Source organism: Ruminococcus flavefaciens (genome assembly GCF_900119075.1).
In the GTDB taxonomy this organism is placed as follows: domain Bacteria; phylum Bacillota; class Clostridia; order Oscillospirales; family Ruminococcaceae; genus Ruminococcus; species Ruminococcus flavefaciens_Q.
Map to the genome: position 1 here is coordinate 545,191 of NZ_FPIP01000001.1, position 16,175 is coordinate 561,365.

The 16,175-nt window shown below is 44.0% G+C and carries 14 protein-coding genes; 11 read left to right on the forward strand and 3 right to left on the reverse strand.

What is annotated here, in order from left to right:
- Window positions 1–5: 5 nt before the first annotated feature.
- From rplI to BT105_RS02555, 11 genes are all read left to right on the forward strand, one after another.
- The gene (rplI, locus tag BT105_RS02505) at window positions 6–452 is read left to right on the forward strand and encodes a 50S ribosomal protein L9 (protein WP_028515647.1); all 447 of its coding nucleotides are present in this window, start codon (window positions 6–8) and stop codon (window positions 450–452) included.
- A gap of 12 nt (window positions 453–464) precedes the next feature.
- Window positions 465–1,820 carry a replicative DNA helicase gene (gene dnaB, locus BT105_RS02510; protein WP_072299246.1) on the forward strand — a complete coding sequence of 452 codons (1,356 nt, stop codon included), beginning with the start codon at window positions 465–467 and terminating at the stop codon, window positions 1,818–1,820.
- Window positions 1,817–3,154: a tRNA lysidine(34) synthetase TilS gene (tilS, locus tag BT105_RS02515; RefSeq protein WP_072299247.1), complete on the forward strand. Its 1,338-nt coding sequence runs from the start codon at window positions 1,817–1,819 to the stop codon at window positions 3,152–3,154. The genes dnaB and tilS overlap by 4 nt, the downstream gene beginning before the upstream one ends.
- A gap of 17 nt (window positions 3,155–3,171) precedes the next feature.
- Window positions 3,172–5,073: an ATP-dependent zinc metalloprotease FtsH gene (gene ftsH / locus BT105_RS02520; protein ID WP_072299248.1), complete on the forward strand. Its 1,902-nt coding sequence runs from the start codon at window positions 3,172–3,174 to the stop codon at window positions 5,071–5,073.
- A gap of 121 nt (window positions 5,074–5,194) precedes the next feature.
- Window positions 5,195–5,614: an FHA domain-containing protein gene (locus BT105_RS02525; RefSeq protein WP_072299249.1), complete on the forward strand. Its 420-nt coding sequence runs from the start codon at window positions 5,195–5,197 to the stop codon at window positions 5,612–5,614.
- Window positions 5,604–6,896, forward strand: coding sequence for an FtsW/RodA/SpoVE family cell cycle protein (locus BT105_RS02530; RefSeq protein WP_072299250.1), 1,293 nt, complete (start codon window positions 5,604–5,606; stop codon window positions 6,894–6,896). The genes BT105_RS02525 and BT105_RS02530 overlap by 11 nt, the downstream gene beginning before the upstream one ends.
- The gene (locus BT105_RS02535; RefSeq protein WP_072299251.1) at window positions 6,893–8,254 is read left to right on the forward strand and encodes a penicillin-binding transpeptidase domain-containing protein; all 1,362 of its coding nucleotides are present in this window, start codon (window positions 6,893–6,895) and stop codon (window positions 8,252–8,254) included. The genes BT105_RS02530 and BT105_RS02535 overlap by 4 nt, the downstream gene beginning before the upstream one ends.
- Before the next feature lie 141 nt (window positions 8,255–8,395).
- A complete protein-coding gene (hpf, locus tag BT105_RS02540; protein ID WP_028515516.1) occupies window positions 8,396–8,923 on the forward strand; it encodes a ribosome hibernation-promoting factor, HPF/YfiA family in 528 nt (175 codons plus the stop codon).
- A 66-nt stretch (window positions 8,924–8,989) separates the two neighbouring features.
- Complete coding sequence (locus BT105_RS02545) at window positions 8,990–9,661, forward strand: lactate utilization protein (protein ID WP_072299252.1); 672 nt, start codon at window positions 8,990–8,992, stop codon at window positions 9,659–9,661.
- A gap of 3 nt (window positions 9,662–9,664) precedes the next feature.
- The gene (locus tag BT105_RS02550) at window positions 9,665–10,480 is read left to right on the forward strand and encodes a putative ABC transporter permease (protein WP_072299253.1); all 816 of its coding nucleotides are present in this window, start codon (window positions 9,665–9,667) and stop codon (window positions 10,478–10,480) included.
- Between the two features lie 180 nt (window positions 10,481–10,660).
- Window positions 10,661–11,635, forward strand: a complete 975-nt coding sequence (locus BT105_RS02555; RefSeq protein WP_072299254.1) for an aldolase catalytic domain-containing protein — start codon at window positions 10,661–10,663, stop codon at window positions 11,633–11,635.
- Window positions 11,636–11,677: 42 nt separating this feature from the next.
- Here the strand turns inward: BT105_RS02555 and BT105_RS02560 are convergent, their stop codons facing one another.
- The 3 genes from BT105_RS02560 to BT105_RS02570 are packed head-to-tail and all read right to left on the reverse strand — an operon-like array spanning window position 11,678 to window position 16,134.
- Window positions 11,678–13,918, reverse strand: coding sequence for a DNA gyrase/topoisomerase IV subunit A (locus tag BT105_RS02560; protein ID WP_072299255.1), 2,241 nt, complete (start codon window positions 13,916–13,918; stop codon window positions 11,678–11,680).
- Complete coding sequence (locus BT105_RS02565; protein WP_081367765.1) at window positions 13,919–14,143, reverse strand: hypothetical protein; 225 nt, start codon at window positions 14,141–14,143, stop codon at window positions 13,919–13,921.
- Between the two features lie 11 nt (window positions 14,144–14,154).
- The gene (locus tag BT105_RS02570) at window positions 14,155–16,134 is read right to left on the reverse strand and encodes a toprim domain-containing protein (RefSeq protein ID WP_072299256.1); all 1,980 of its coding nucleotides are present in this window, start codon (window positions 16,132–16,134) and stop codon (window positions 14,155–14,157) included.
- Window positions 16,135–16,175: the final 41 nt, after the last annotated feature.

Sequence of the window (16,175 nt, forward strand, 5' to 3'; positions counted from 1 at the left end):
CACCAATGAAGGTAATTTTTTTACAGGACGTTAAAGGTTCAGGAAAAAAAGGCGAATTAAAGAACGTTGCAGACGGATATGCACGAAATATGCTTCTCCCCAAGGGATACGCCGTTGAAGCAACTCCAGAAAATATGAACAAGCTGGAGGGAGCTCAGGCTTCTGCACAGCACAAAATAGACGTTGATGTACAGGCTGCCAAGGACGCTGCTGCAAAGATCAAGGGCAAGAAAGTCGAGATCGTTGCAAAGGCAGGTTCAAACGGCAAGCTTTTCGGCTCGGTAACTGCTGCAAACGTAGCCGACGCTTTATCACAGCAGCTTGGCGTAAAGGTCGATAAGAAAAAGATAGTTCTCAGCACCGATATCAAGAACTTCGGTTCCTACACCGCAACTGTAAAGCTCTATAATGGTATTGCAGAGACTATCGACGTTGAAGTCAGCGAAGGCTGATAGGTGCGTAATATGGACGAAAACGATATCCTGCTCTCCGCCAGAGAACTGCCACACAGTATCGAGGCGGAGCAGTCTGTTTTAGGAGCGATAATCTCCGATCCGCAGGTCCTGTCTGACGTGATCGAGCTCATAAAGCCCGAATACTTCTACAATGACCAGCATAAGGCGCTGTATTCAATAATGCTGCAAATGAACTCCATGAGCCTGCCAGTTGATATCGTGACGGTACTCAACGAGGCTGAAAAGCAGCACATATTTGAAAGCCCTGCCGAGGGAAGACGCTATCTCGCAGAGATAGGAAATCTTCTCCCCTCAACTGCAAATATCGAAAGCTACTGCAAAATCGTTGCAGATAAGTATTTCCTCAGAAGCCTCAGCTATGTGGCAAGAACTATACTTGAAGAGGTACAGTCAGGCGAGCAGAACGCTCAGCTTCTTCTTGACGCGGCTGAACAGAAAATATATGATATCCGTCAGGGACGTGATGTAAGAGGACTTGTTCCCCTTTCTGAGGCTATTTCCGAAGCTTATGACCGTCTCGGTAAAATATCAGGTCCTGATAAGGAAAAATATGTAGGTGCAAGGACAGGCTTTACTCTCCTTGACAGCATAACCTCGGGACTTAACAAGTCAGATCTAATAATCATTGCTGCCCGTCCTGGTATGGGAAAGACCTCTTTTGCCATGAATATTGCAACGAATGTTGCAAGACGTGCCGAAAAAGAAGTCGTTACCTTCAATCTGGAAATGTCCAAGGAGCAGATAGCCACAAGAATCCTCTCGACGGAGGCTCTCGTAGAGTCAAATACGCTCCGAAACGGCAGAATATCAGGTGATGACTGGGTAAAGCTTGCTACAAGCGCAGGCTATCTCAGCACACTCCCCCTTTATATAGACGATACAGCGAGCATGACTGTTCAGAAGATGAAAGCTAAGCTCCGCAGGACTAAGAACCTCGGGCTTGTCATCATCGACTACCTTCAGCTCATGGAATCTACGTCAAAATCCGATAACAGAGTTACTGTTATCAGTGAGATAACCCGTCAGCTAAAGGTCATGGCTAAGGAGCTGAATGTTCCTGTAATACTGCTTTCACAGCTCTCACGTGCTGTTGAGAGCCGTACAGATAAGCGCCCAATGCTTTCAGACCTCCGTGAATCGGGTTCTATCGAGCAGGACGCTGATATCGTGCTTTTCCTCTACCGCGACGCTTACTATAATAAAGAAAGTCAGCGGCAGAATATATCCGAATGTATCGTGGCTAAAAACCGTCACGGTGAAACTGGCACTGTGGAGCTCATCTGGGACGGACAGTATACACGCTTCTCTAACCCCGACTATAATGCTACACCTGAAAATGTATGATGTTAACCAAGGTTTACAAATTCATTGCTGATAATAAAATGATATGCCGCGGCGATACTGTTGTGTGCGGACTATCAGGCGGTGCAGACAGCGTTGCACTTCTAATTTCAATGTCTGAACTCAGCGAAAGGCTTGGAATATCCGTTGAAGCACTTCATGTCAATCATTGTCTGCGCGGCGCTGAAAGCGACGGCGACGAACAGTTCTGCCATGAACTGTGCGCAAGGCTGAATGTTCCATTCAAGGCTGTGTCATGCGATGTAAGGTCATATGCAGAACAGTATTCCCTTTCGACGGAAGAAGCTGCAAGAAAACTCAGATATGATATTTTCACGGAGCATTCCAAAGGCAAAAAGCTTGCTACAGCTCATAATGCCAACGATAATCTTGAAACTGTAATACTGAATCTTGCTCGCGGCACGGGCATCAAAGGACTTGCAGGAATACCAATAGTCCGCGGAAGTATCATCAGACCGCTTCTTGCTGTAACACGTCAGGAGATAGAAGATTTTCTCACAGAGCATTCACAGTCCTTTGTGACGGACAGCACAAATCTGTCTGACGATTATACCCGAAACAAGATTAGACACAAGATACTGCCCCTGCTTGCTGAAATAAACAGCTCAGCAGTGGAAACATCTATTAACTCGATAAGCACAGTCCGTGAGGAAAACGCATTTATAGAAGAGCTTGCTGATGATGCAATGAAAAATTGCCGTCAGGAAAATACTCTGAATGGACTAAAAAAGTATCCGCCTGTTATCAGAAAGCGCTGTATTTCAAGGCTTCTCAGTGAAAAAAGACTTCCCTACTCGCACAAACGCCTTGAAGAAGCTGATAATGCGCTGATGAATGGCGGCAAGATAAACATTTCAGGAGATATCTACCTTATCGGTTCAGAAGATTCTCTGGAGCTGAAAAAAATCCCAGCACAGACAAATAATGTAAAGGAAGTACCTCTTATAATCGGTATAAACCGAATTTTCGAGAACTGTGAGCTTATCTGCGAAATTGTCGAATGTGATAATTTGAAGAAAATTGAAGCTGTTCATAAAAAATCCACATTTTATCTCCTTGATTATGATAAAATAAGTGGAAGGACTATTTTAAGAAGCCGAAAGTTCGGCGACAAAATAAGGCTTAGCGGAAGAAGCTTTACTTCTTCGATAAAAAAGCTGATAAATGAAACTATTGATGCTGGATCACGTCCTACGCTTCACTTCATTGAAGATGAAGCAGGTACGATTTTTGCGGAGGGCATAGGTATAGCCGACCGCGTTGCGCCTGATAATAATACAGTCAGATGTCTTAAGGTTTCAGTAGAAAGACACTAAAGAATGGAGAGGATAATTTGACACCTAAAAAAAGCAAGGGAGTTTTTACCTACCTTATCGTTATTACCATTGCTGTTCTTTGCCTTGTTCTTATAAGCTCAAAGCTCAATGCTAATACCGACAAAACCGAGTATACTGAGATAATCAGTTACTTTGACAGCTATGATGTTTCATACTACGAGCTTGATCTCGGTACAGGAGAACTCACATACAGGATCAAAGACGAAGAAAAAGACAGGCATTACACTGTTCCTAACGTTAATATCTTCCTCGAGGACACAAAGGATTACCGTAAGGAATACAATGCCACACATGATACGCCTCTTGAACAGGACTATATCAAGATAACAGACAGAACATGGCTGTATTCGCTTATTCCTGTTATACTCACTATACTTCTCGGCATCGCTATCCTCTACTTTATGATGAAACAGGGCGGCGGCGGCGGAAAATATGCTACCTTCGGCAAGGCAAACCTTAAGAACGGCGCAAGCGGTCGTAAGGCTACCTTCAAGGACGTTGCAGGTGCTGATGAGGAAAAACAGGAGCTTATCGAGATAGTTGACTACCTCAAGAATCCTAAGAAATATACAGAGCTTGGCGCAAAGGTGCCTAAGGGCGTACTTCTTCTCGGCCCTCCCGGTACAGGTAAGACTCTTCTTGCCCGTGCAGTTGCAGGTGAGGCAGGCTGTCCGTTCTTCCCTATCTCAGGTTCTGATTTCGTTGAAATGTTCGTCGGTGTCGGTGCTTCGCGTGTAAGAGACCTTTTCGAGCAGGCTAAAAAACACGCTCCTGCTATCATCTTCATCGATGAGATAGACGCTGTAGGACGCCACAGAGGCGCTGGTCTCGGCGGCGGACATGACGAGCGTGAGCAGACGCTTAACCAGCTTCTCGTTGAAATGGACGGATTCACAGGCAACGACAGCGTAATCGTTCTCGCCGCTACCAACAGACGTGATATCCTCGATCCCGCTCTTCTCAGACCGGGCAGATTCGACAGACAGATAGTTGTAGGATACCCTGATGTCAAGGGACGTGAGGAGATACTTCTTGTTCATTCCAAGAACAAGCCTCTTGGCCCTGATGTTGATATCAAGCGTATTGCAAGAACTACCCGCGGATTTACAGGTGCCGACCTTGAAAACGTACTCAATGAAGCAGCTCTCCTTGCTGCAAGAAATGACAGACTCTCTATCACTGAGGCTGATATCGAAGAAGCAACCCTCAAGGTCATTGCGGGTCCTGAAAAGAAATCAAGGATAGTTACTCCCCGTGATAACTTCATTACCGCTTACCATGAAGCAGGTCACGCTGTTGCTTCCTATAACCTCAAGACTCAGGACAGAGTTCATCAGGTAACTATAATCCAGCGCGGTATGGCAGCAGGTATGACTATTTACCGTCCTGAGACCGATGATCAGCACCTTACAAGAACTACAATGTTCGAGAACATCATCTCGCTGCTTGGCGGACGCTGTGCAGAGGAGCTGTTCACAAATGATATCTGTACGGGAGCTTCAAACGATATCGAGCGTGCAACATCTACCGCAAGAAAAATGGTGACCAAGTACGGCTTCTCAAGCAAGCTCGGTACTGTTGTATACGGTTCTGATAACGACGAAGTATTCCTTGGCAAGGATTACGGTCACACAAAGAACTACAGCGAAACTGTAGCAGCTCAGATAGACGAAGAAGTAAAGGCTATCATCGACAAGGCATATGCTGATTGTCTACAGATACTCAGAGCTAATGCTGATAAGATGCATCTCCTTGCAAAATATCTGCTCAAGTATGAAAAGATCGACGGCGATGACTTTGAAAAGCTTATGAGAAATGAGCTCATAGTTGATGTTTCGGATATTCCCGACGAGATTCCGCCTTATGAAAAGGCTGATGTTGACGAAAGCAATTTATAATAGAAATATCCCGAAGAGATCTTCTTCGGGATTTTCTTTGCCTTGTTGAACTCCTTGCTGATTTGTGATATAATATAAATCAGTGATAAAAAAATAACATTATCTGATCGGAGGTTTTCTTTTGGAATCACTTGATACGATATTATGTATTGCAGCAGCCGCTGCACTTGATGTGTGTATATTCGTACTGCTTCTGACCGCCTACCGTGAGCGCAGGTCATCAAAGAAGACATGGCATGAGTTATCACACGATATGGTTCTGACTGAGCAGAACGTCACTTATGAATTAGGCTGTGACGAAGTTCTCATCGGACGCCACGCGTCGGCAGATATCAGACTACCCGACCTGTCAGTATCCCGATATCACGCCATGCTTACTGTTTCAAACGGTATATGGACCATACACGACATGGGCTCTAAATCAGGACTCTTTGTAAACGGCAGTATGGTCCGCGAGGCTGTTCTGCACGAAAATGACCTCATTACTCTCGGCAACCGCAGACTGATTTTCAGAAAAAGGAGGTCTGAACGTGTACGCTAACCCTGTTGCATATGTTTTCTCATGTATTTTTGTTCTTATTGCTCACATTGCAATGCTTCTGAACGTGTATTTCAACGGAAACTACACCGAAGTAAGAGATGTTGCAGTTCTCGGAGCAGCAGTTCTCATACTTGATATTTCCTATTTTATAGTGATACTTCTATTCAAGCAGACCTCATACGTCCTTGATTTTTTGCTGATACTTGTACTTAATATGAGCTTTATCTTCCAATCCTGCTTCGGCAAGGTAGGTTTTGACGTAAAACACCTCATAACATGTATCGTTTGTCTTGCTTCATGTAAGGCAGGGTATATTCTTTGCAGGAATCACAAGCTGCTACAGGACAAAAAGCCATATATCTACGGCGGAGTAATATTTGTAATGCTCATTGTTTTTGTATTCACCAGTCCCGAGGATATGTGGATAAGAATAGGCAGCTTCGCAATACAGCCCTCAGAGTTTGCAAAGCCGCTGTTCATACTTGCCTGTGCAACTTCAATTGCAGACCAGCAGAAGAAGCACAAGATACTTACTTTCAGCGTTGTCTATGAGAATCTTGCTCTTTTGGCTCTTACTGCGATAGTATGCCTTATACAGGTAAAATCCCACGATTACGGAAGTCTCCCCACTTTTTTAAGCATTTTTGCCGCAGGATTTCTTCTCAGGATATGCTATCCAAAGGCAAAATTCTCAAAAAAGAAGCTTATAGGCGTTATCGCTCTTGTTATCGTTTTCGTTCTTATCGGTTTAAAGTACGCTCCCGAGTACGTTCAGCACAGACTTCATGTTGACATATGGAGCGACAAGACAGGCGACGGCTATCAGCAGTCACAGGCGCTTATCGCTATTGCCAAGGGCGGCTGGTTCGGCGTAGGTCCCGGAAAAGGGTTTCTTTCAAATGTATTCGCCTTTGAAAATGATATCGTATTTGCAACAATAAGCGAAGAATGGGGACTAATTTATGCGCTCATGGCGATATTCGCTATTCTCGTAATGACATCTGTTCCCCTTGTAAATCCTGCACGTTCATACTATCACGGTACTATATCAGCTTGTGTATGCGCTGCTCTGATAGTACAAATGGCTCTGAATATCTTCGGTTCATGCAATCTTATTCCCTTCACAGGCGTTACGATTCCGTTTATTTCTGCAGGAGGAAGCTCCCTCATGGTAAGCGGATTCATGGTTGGAATGCTTATGGCTGCACAGTCGCCTTCTTTCAAAGAACCCAAGCATAAGAAGAAAGAAGCGGACGTACCGACTTGGAGGTGGCAGGAATGAAGAGCATAAGAAGAACTCAGCGAATAATAAGTCTCATAATTATCCTTTTCATCGCAGGCATGGCATTTCTGGTTTTAAAAATAAACCACGAAGCCGATTTCTACATGATGAACTCCGACACACATCAGCTTGGTTTTGTTTATGACCGCAAGGGCGATGTACTCTTTGACGGTACTGGACAGGGCTCATATCCCGATAATTATTTCCTTGACATCGGCAACCTCATCGGTGATGACAAGGGACAAATGGAGAACACTCTTGTTGCACGCAATCTCCAGAAGCTGAACAACTACAGCTTCTCTGACGGACTGAAAAAACAGGGCGGAAAAGCCGCTATCTACACGACACTCAATCACGAAGCCAACCGTGCTGTATTCAATTCATTCGGCTATATGGAAGGCTGTGTATCGGCTTATAACTACAAAACAGGCGAAATTCTTGTCTGCACAAGTCTCCCCTCTCTTGATGTTACAAAGGGCTATGAGGGGCTTGAAAACTTCAAATCAGGTACTCTCTTATCTAAGAATATGTACGGAACAGTTCCAGGTTCGACACAAAAGGTCTCCACGGTTATTTCCGCTGTTGAAATAATGGGAAGCGCTCAGCTTTTCTCCAAAAGCTATACCTGTAACGGCAAATATACCAACAGGACAGGAAATGACATTGACTGCCATAACATCTACGGTCACGGCACTCAGAATATACAGGAAGCCTTTGAAAACAGCTGTAACCCGTTCTTTGCACAGCTTATCGAGGACGATGATATGCCTCTTGAAAAGGTAAAGAAGCAGTACGAAAAAATGGGGTATGTTCTTAACGGCGGCAAGCCGACCTATATCGACATCAACGGTATACAGTGTGAAACAGCCTCCACAACTCTCGAAAACTCCTACGAATTCCGTACCCAGTGGGGCTGTATCGGTCAGGGCGATACTCTCGTAAGCCCAATACAGCTCATGATGTGGCAGAGCGCCATTGCTAACGGCACAGGCAAAATGACCATGCCCTACCTCATCGACCATGTGACAGACCTTAACGGCCACGAAAAAGAAAAAGCCAAAACTCACTACAGCGAAAAGCTTTTCTCCGAAAGCACAGCTTCAACCGTAAAACAGATAATGCTGACAAACGGCTCCGATAGATATTCATATCTGATAAGCGGATATAAAGTCGGCGTAAAGAGCGGTACTGCACAGGTAGACGAGGGTGCAAAGGAAAATTCGCTTCTTGTGGGCTTTGTAGATGATCCCTCATTCCCTATTGCATTCTGCATTCTTATCGAGGATAAAGACAGCGGATATCTCACTACAGAACAAGTTGCACAGGTGCTTCTTGATAATTTAAAAAACAATTATTGATGTCAAAACAAACAAATTATGGAAAACTCTTTGTGCATTTAAACAAAATTAATAAAAATCTATTGTATACCACGATTTATTATGGTATAATATAACCATAAACTTATGCTTTGTTTTTACAAAGCAAAAAGGAGGACCAATATGAAAACAACTATCACAGCTAAGAAAATGCAGATTCCAACAAACTTTACAGAGTATGCTGAAAAGAGAATCGACTCCCGTCTGGGAAAATTCTTTGGAGAGGACGCTGATGCAAAAATCGTAATTTCTGAGATCAAGACTCAGATAGTTCTTGAGCTCACAGTAAAATATAACAGCATTATTTTCCGTGCAGAAAGGTCTGCCGAGGACAAGTATGTTGCCCTCGATGACGCTATCGACAAGATAATCAGACAGATCCGCAAGAACAAGACCAAGGTCGAGAAGAAGCTTAAAGACGCCGCTTTCAAGGAGGCTTTCGCTTATCCTGTACCCGAGACAGTCGAGTATGAGGTTATCAAGCACAAGAAGTTCAAGATGAGACCTATGGACATCGACGAGGCTATACTCCAGATGAATATGCTGGATCACGAGTTCTTTATGTTCACAAATGCAGAGACAGGTCTGATAAACGTAGTTTATAAGCGTGACGACGGAAACTACGCTGTACTTGAGCCTGACAACGCTTAATTAATTATTGAAATAATATGCGGAACGTTATGTTCCGCATATTAAATTTATAAAGGAGTAAAGATCATGGACGATAATAAAAAATCAATAATCGAAAAAAGGATAAATAAAACAGGCGAAAACCTCAAAAAGAACAATATGGAATTCTACTACGCCGAAACAAGCGCCGATGTCTGTCCTATCGTTGAATCTCTCTTAAAAGAGGGCGACGTTATCACAAACGGCGGCACGATGACTATGGGAGAGATAGGACTCAAATCACTCCTTGAATCGCCAAAGTATAAATACCTTGACCGCGCAAAGGTAAATACTCCCGAGGAAGTAGTGGAGCTCTACAGAAAAGCCTTTTTCGCAGATGTGTATATTTCAAGCTCAAACGCTATCACCGAGGACGGCGTTCTTTATAATGTTGACGGCAACAGCAACCGTATCGCCGCAATAGCTTTCGGACCAAAGTCTGTTATCATTATCGCAGGCTACAATAAAATTGTAAAGGACCTCAGGGAAGCAGAGCTCCGTGTTAAGCGCGAGGCTGCACCGCCTAACTGCGTCCGTCTCAACTGTGATACCTACTGTAAGGAAAAGGGCGAATGCGTCTCTCTTACAAAATCGGGCTCTCAGATGTATGACGGCTGCGGCAGTGACGGCAGAATATGCTGTAATTATCTTATCTCCGCACATCAGCGCCATAAGGGACGTATCAAGGTCATTATCGTCGGCGAGGAGCTGGGCTATTAATATATGAACGATACTGCCCTTGCTATCTGCCGAACAGCAGGCTATTTCGTCATATACGCCTTTTTAGGCTGGTGCCTTGAAGTCGTTTATCAGGCTGTAGAACATGGCAGGTTCATAAACCGCGGCTTTCTCAACGGTCCGTATTGTCCTATATACGGCTTTGGGGTGATACTCGTCTGTTTCGCCCTTGAACCTATCAAGGAGAACATTGTTGTTCTTTATGTTGGCTCTGTTCTGCTGACAACGTTCCTTGAACTTATTACAGGCTTTCTGCTGGAAAAGTTTTTTTCGCAGAAATGGTGGGATTACTCAGGTGAACGTTTCAACCTCAAAGGCTATATATGTCTTAAATTCTCCCTTCTATGGGGAGTCGCCTGCCTTGTTACCGTCAGACTTATACACCCTCTTACTGTTAAATTTGTCCGCGATATCCCCTCTGCCTTCGGTATCGTTATCTTAACGGTGATACTTATAGGTTTCATCAGCGATACTATAATCACTGTTGCGGCAATAATCCATATCAAGCAAAGACTTGTGGTTCTTGAAGGAATATCCGCTGAAATGAGAAAGATATCAGATAAAACAGGCGAAAAGATCTTTACGGGTGTAGAACACGTCATGGACAAGAAAAGTGAGCTCGATGAACGCAATGCAGAATACAGACAAAAGCTCGAAGAGCTCAGGGATAAGTACAAATCGATCCATGAGAAACGAAGCTTTACTCTTAAACGTCTTTCCAAAGCATTTCCTCAGCTTGATATCATAAACATTAAAAGCTTTAAGGATCAACTCGAGGAGCTCCGTAAAAACAAACATTGAATTAACAAGGGACTTTTTTGCAAAGTCCCTTGTTATTTTACATAAAAATTTGCATTCTTAAACTCCAAAAAAGTATTTGACAAAGTACAAAATGTGTGATATACTATACAAAGAAACAAATCGCTTTAAAGCTCAAAAGCTTAAAAGCGTTACAGTTTACTTTGTGAAAGAGGGATAAATATGAAAGAGATATCTAAGCTGATGAATTACAGATCAGATGTGAGAGTTGTAGACGCTACTCTCCGCGACGGAGGACTTGTAAACGATTTCAGATTTTCTGATGAGTTCGTAAGAGACCTTTACCTGTCCAATATCAAGGCAGGCGTTGATTATATGGAGTTCGGCTACAGAGCTGACAAGGAAATGTTCAAGGTCGAGGATTTCGGTCCATGCAAGTTCTGCGACGATGAGTATATCCGCTCTATAGTTGGCGAGAACCACACTGACCTCAAAATAGCTATCATGGCTGACGTAGGACGCTGCAACTACAAGCAGGACATCGTTGAGCGTGAGAACTCCCCTGTTGACCTTATCCGTGTTGCAACATACCTTCACCAGATACCAACTGCTGTTGATATGATAGAAGACGCTAAGAAGAAGGGCTATGAAGTTACCTGCAATATCATGGCAATATCAAATGCTCAGGAGGGCGACCTTAAAGTAGCTCTTGACATTATCGGACAGTCCCCTGTTGATGTATTCTACATCGTTGACAGCTTCGGAGCACTCTACCCCGAGCAACTGGCACGGATAGCAAACCTTTACCTTGAAGCAGCAGACAAATACGGCAAAAAGGTCGGTATCCACGCTCACAACAACCAGCAGCTTGCTTTTGCAAATACAATTGAAGCTGTTGGCGACGGTGTTGACTGGCTTGACGCTACATACTCATCAATGGGCAGAGGCGCAGGCAACTGCGCAATGGAGCTTCTTCTCGGTTTCCTCAAAAATCCAAAGTACAATGTATATCCTGTATTCCAGTTCATTGAGAAACACATGGAAAAGCTCCGCGAGGAAGGCGCTGTATGGGGATATGATCTCCAGTACCTCCTCACAGGTCTCTTTAATCAGCACCCAAGAACAGCTATCCAGTTCACAAAGGATAAGCGCAAGGATTTCTCCGAGTTCTACAAGGAGATCATCTCACAGGAATAATAAAGATAAAGCCCGAAAGCAATGCTTTCGGGCTTATTTTTATCAGAATGTAAGTTGATTGCTGTCTCCAAGCTCCTTTGCAGGCTTGCCTGCGGCAGGAACGCTCTTTGAACGGTATTTTTCAAGCTCAGGCAGTTCCTCGGGAGCTATAAGCGAAGCCGATGAAAGAGTCGCTTTCTTTCTGAGTGTTATGACCTGTACGCCCTGAGAATCTCTTGTAGACTTGGGCAGTATCATTCCTGTATTGAATACAAGAGCGTGACCGCTTGTAGTTCTTAAGAGTATATCAGTTTCTTCTGGGATAAACAGAGCTGCAATAAGCGGAGACTTTGACGAATATGCATTTGCAAGCTTCTTACGGTTAGTCTTTGTCTCATATGACTTAAGCGGTACCTTTGCAGCTTTTCCGTTTTCAAAGAAGAATATAACATATCCGCTGTAATCAATAGTCGGAACTACCATTTTAAGGCTCTCACCCTCGTCAAAGCTGAGCTTCGCAGGGATATAATCACCCATAACACTTGCCTTTGTATCGTCAAAGGCGCTGGCTCTCGATTTGTAAGCCTGAGCCTTATCCGAGAAGAATACAAGCTCAGTCTTATTAGTTGCCTCGAAGCACTGACTGATGAAATCTCCCTCTTTAAGCTTCTGTTCGCTGCTCATACGGAGAGACTGAGGAGTTATCTTCTTGAAGTAGCCGCTGTCGGACACAAAGATATTAACAGGATAATCGGGAGTATCATCGACCTCCTCAGCTTCCTCAACGTCAGCCTGATAGTAGAACATCGTCTTTCTCGGCTGAGCGTAGTTCTTAATGACGTCACGTAGCTCGTTTACGATTATCTTGCGTATCTTCTTCTTGTCACGGAGGATATCCTCCATTTCCTCAATATCCTTTTTGAGCTGGTCGACTTCCTCAACACGGCGGAGAATATACTGCTTATTGATGTTGCGGAGCTTTATCTCTGCAACATATTCAGCCTGTATCTCGTCAATACCGAAGCCTATCATAAGGTTCGGCACAACGTCCGCTTCGTTTTCGGTCTCACGGATTATCTTTATAGCCTTGTCAATATCGAGAAGTATCTTTGAGAGAGCCTCCAGCAAGTGGAGCTTTTCCTTTTTCTTCTGTAAGTCAAAGTATGTCCTGCGCTGTACGCACTCCTCACGGAAAGCAGTCCACTCGATAAGTATCTCACGAACTCCCATTACCTTTGGAGTACCTGCAATAAGTATATTGAAGTTGCAAGGATAGCTGTCCTGTAATGGAGTAAGACGGTAAAGCTTCTGCATAAGCTTATCGGGATCGGTTCCGCGCTTCAGGTCGATAGCGATCTTAAGTCCGTCGATATCAGTTTCATCACGGATATATGATATCTCTCTTATCTTGCCCTGCTTAACGAGGTCGATTATCTTCTCGATAATAGCTTCGATAGTGGTCGTATAAGGTATCTCAGTTACCTCTATGCAGTTAGCGCTCTTATCATAGCTGTATTTTGAACGTACTTTTATACTTCCGCGTCCTGTTTCATAGACCTTGTTGAGCTCTGCTTCATCATAAAGCATAAGTCCGCCGCCGGGAAAATCAGGTCCTTTAAGCGTACTGATAATATCATGATTCGGATCCTTCATGAGAGCTATTGTAGTCTCGCAGACCTCTTCAAGGTTGAAGGGACACACATTGCTCGCCATTGAAACAGCGATACCTGTGTTTGAGTTGACAAGCACAGTCGGGAATGTTGCAGGGAGCAAAGTTGGCTCCTGCATGGTATTATCGTAGTTAGGTACGAAATCTATAGTCTCCTTGTCGATATCACGGAAAAGCTCGTTGCATATCTTTTCGAGCTTTACCTCAGTATATCGCGGAGCAGCAAAGTGCATCTTGCTTGAATACTGCTTTCCGAAGTTACCCTTGCTGTCAATATAGGGGTGCAAAAGTGCCTCATTGCCTCGTGTCATACGGACAAGAGTCTCATATATAGCCTGATCGCCGTGAGGATTCAGCTTCATTGTCTCGCCGACAACGTTAGCAGACTTGGAACGCTCCTTATCAGGGCTTAGCAGTCCCCTTTTGTACATCATATAAAGGAGCTTTCTGTGTGATGGCTTGAAACCGTCTATCTCAGGAAGTGCTCGGGAGATGATAACGCTCATGGCATAGGGCATATAGTTCTTTTTCAGCGTATCTGTTATTCTTTCATCAACAACGCTTCCCGAGCCCTCAATATAAGCTTCATGCTTGAAAACAGGCTGTTTATTTGGAGTATCCTTTTTCCTTGGCATTTATTCTTCTCCTTCTTTACGTCGTTCACTCTTTTTCAGGAGCTTTTCGGGATCTTTTACATAAGACCTTACAATACTGCCGCAATCTCTGCATATGGTATGATACAGTGATGTTGAGCGCATAAGGCTGTCGGCACTGTAAACAGCTCCGTAAAAGTTCTGATATCCTGTTATAAATTCAGTTCCGCCGCAAAAACGGCATTTTGTCATTCTGATCTTTTTCATAGGACAGCTCCTTAGCTGATATCAGCAAGTTCAAGGTAATCAGCGCCGTATTCAGAGATGTAATCCTTACGACCCTGCAGATCGTCACCGAGAAGCATCTCAAATACCTCTGCGGACTCCGTGATATCATCGGCAGTTACCTTGATAAGACGCCTTGTATCAGGATTCATTGTTGTAAGGCTCATCATGTCGGGTTCGTTCTCACCGAGACCTTTCGAGCGCTGTATAGTGTGCTTTTTATCGCCTATCATTTCGAGAATACGCTGCTTTTCCTGCTCTGTATAGGCAAAATATGTCTTTTCCTTAGTGTTTATCTCAAAAAGCGGAGACTCTGCGATATAAACGTATCCCTGCTCGATAAGAGTAGGTGTGAGCCTGTACAGCATTGTAAGTATTAGTGTTCTTATCTGGAAACCGTCAACGTCCGCATCGGTACAGATAACTATCTTGCTCCAGCGGAAGTTATTGATATCAAAGTTTGAGAGTTCTTTGTTAGCCTTGGTGGTAACTTCAACACCGCAGCCAAGTACCTTGATAAGGTCAGTGATTATCTCGCTCTTGAATATCTTTGAGTACTCAGCCTTGAGACAGTTGAGTATCTTGCCGCGGACAGGGATTATAGCCTGAAACTCCGCATTTCTGGCAAGCTTTACAGAACCGAGAGCCGAATCACCCTCCACGATGTATATTTCACGGCGTGAAACGTCCTTTGTACGGCAGTCCACGAACTTCTCCACCATATTTGCAAGATCGATAGTACCTGTGAGCTTCTTCTTTACATTAAGGCGGACTTTTTCCGCGTTTTCACGGCTTCTCTTGTTTATGAGTATCTGCTCGGCTATCTTCTGGGCTTCATCTGGATTCTCAATAAAGTATACCTCAAGCTGATGACGCAGGAACTCTGTCATAGCCTCGCGGATAAATTTGTTGGTTATAGCCTTTTTGGTCTGGTTAGCATAAGAAGTCTGAGTTGAGAAGGAAGATGATACAAGTATCAGACATTCCTCAATATCGGCATAGGTTATCTTGCTCTCGTTCTTCTGATAGCCGTTCACGGATTTGATATAACTGTCTATCTGCGCCTGAAAAGCTCGTTTTACAGCCTCGGCAGGTGAACCGCCGTGCTCAAGGAAGCTGGAGTTATGATAATACTCCGTAAGCTTTGCCTTATTTGAGAATGTAACAGCCACATCAAGCTTTACCTTGTACTCAGGCTTGTCGTCACGGTCTCTGCCCTTTTTCTCGGCAGTCCAGTGCTGTATTGAGGACAGTGCGCCCTCACCTGCAATCTCCTGAACGTACTCGGTTATACCCTGCTCATATAAGAATTCCTGCTCATTGAAGCCGCCTGCTTCATTTTCTGAACGGAAAACAAAGAGTATATTCGGATTTACGATAGCCTGACGCTTTAAAATATCACAGAAGAACTCATCAGAAACATTTATATCAGTAAATACTTCAAGGTCAGGTCGCCAGCGAGTCTTTGTACCTGTTTGCTTTTTCTTGCAGGGCTCTTTTTTAAGTCCGCCTACATTATTGCCCTTTTCAAAGTGCAGGTCATATTTAAATCCGTCTCGAATTACCTCAACGTCCATAAATTCCGAAGAATACTGGGTTGAGCACAGACCGAGTCCGTTAAGACCAAGTGAGTACTCATAGGACTCAGCAGCTGAATCATACTTGCCGCCTGCATAGAGTTCACAGTAAACAAGCTCCCAGTTATAACGCTTTTCATTATTATTATAGTCTACAGGACAGCCTCTGCCGAAATCCTCTACTTCGATGTCGTTGTTCCTGTAATGAGTGATTATTATCTTGTTTCCGTAGCCCTCACGAGCTTCATCAATAGAGTTCGAGATGACCTCAAAAATCGAATGCTCGCAGCCGTCTAAGCCGTCAGAGCCGAATATAACCGCAGGACGTTTACGGACTCTGTCCGCGCCCTTGAGCATTGATATACTGTCGTTGCCGTAGTCTTGTTTCTTAGCCATAATCCTCTGCCTTTCGGTCACGTTTTAATGCATACAAAAGT

Excerpts from the sequence above, each read along its gene's own strand:
- rplI (WP_028515647.1), top strand. The coding sequence starts at position 6 with ATGAAGGTAATTTTTTTACAGGACGTTAAAGGTTCAGGAAAAAAAGGC.
- dnaB (WP_072299246.1), top strand. The coding sequence starts at position 465 with ATGGACGAAAACGATATCCTGCTCTCCGCCAGAGAACTGCCACACAGT.
- tilS (WP_072299247.1), top strand. The coding sequence starts at position 1,817 with ATGATGTTAACCAAGGTTTACAAATTCATTGCTGATAATAAAATGATA.
- BT105_RS02535 (WP_072299251.1), top strand. The coding sequence starts at position 6,893 with ATGAAGAGCATAAGAAGAACTCAGCGAATAATAAGTCTCATAATTATC.
- hpf (WP_028515516.1), top strand. The coding sequence starts at position 8,396 with ATGAAAACAACTATCACAGCTAAGAAAATGCAGATTCCAACAAACTTT.
- BT105_RS02545 (WP_072299252.1), top strand. The coding sequence starts at position 8,990 with ATGGACGATAATAAAAAATCAATAATCGAAAAAAGGATAAATAAAACA.
- BT105_RS02550 (WP_072299253.1), top strand. The coding sequence starts at position 9,665 with ATGAACGATACTGCCCTTGCTATCTGCCGAACAGCAGGCTATTTCGTC.
- BT105_RS02555 (WP_072299254.1), top strand. The coding sequence starts at position 10,661 with ATGAAAGAGATATCTAAGCTGATGAATTACAGATCAGATGTGAGAGTT.
- BT105_RS02560 (WP_072299255.1), bottom strand. The coding sequence starts at position 13,918 with ATGCCAAGGAAAAAGGATACTCCAAATAAACAGCCTGTTTTCAAGCAT.
- BT105_RS02565 (WP_081367765.1), bottom strand. The coding sequence starts at position 14,143 with ATGAAAAAGATCAGAATGACAAAATGCCGTTTTTGCGGCGGAACTGAA.
- BT105_RS02570 (WP_072299256.1), bottom strand. The coding sequence starts at position 16,134 with ATGGCTAAGAAACAAGACTACGGCAACGACAGTATATCAATGCTCAAG.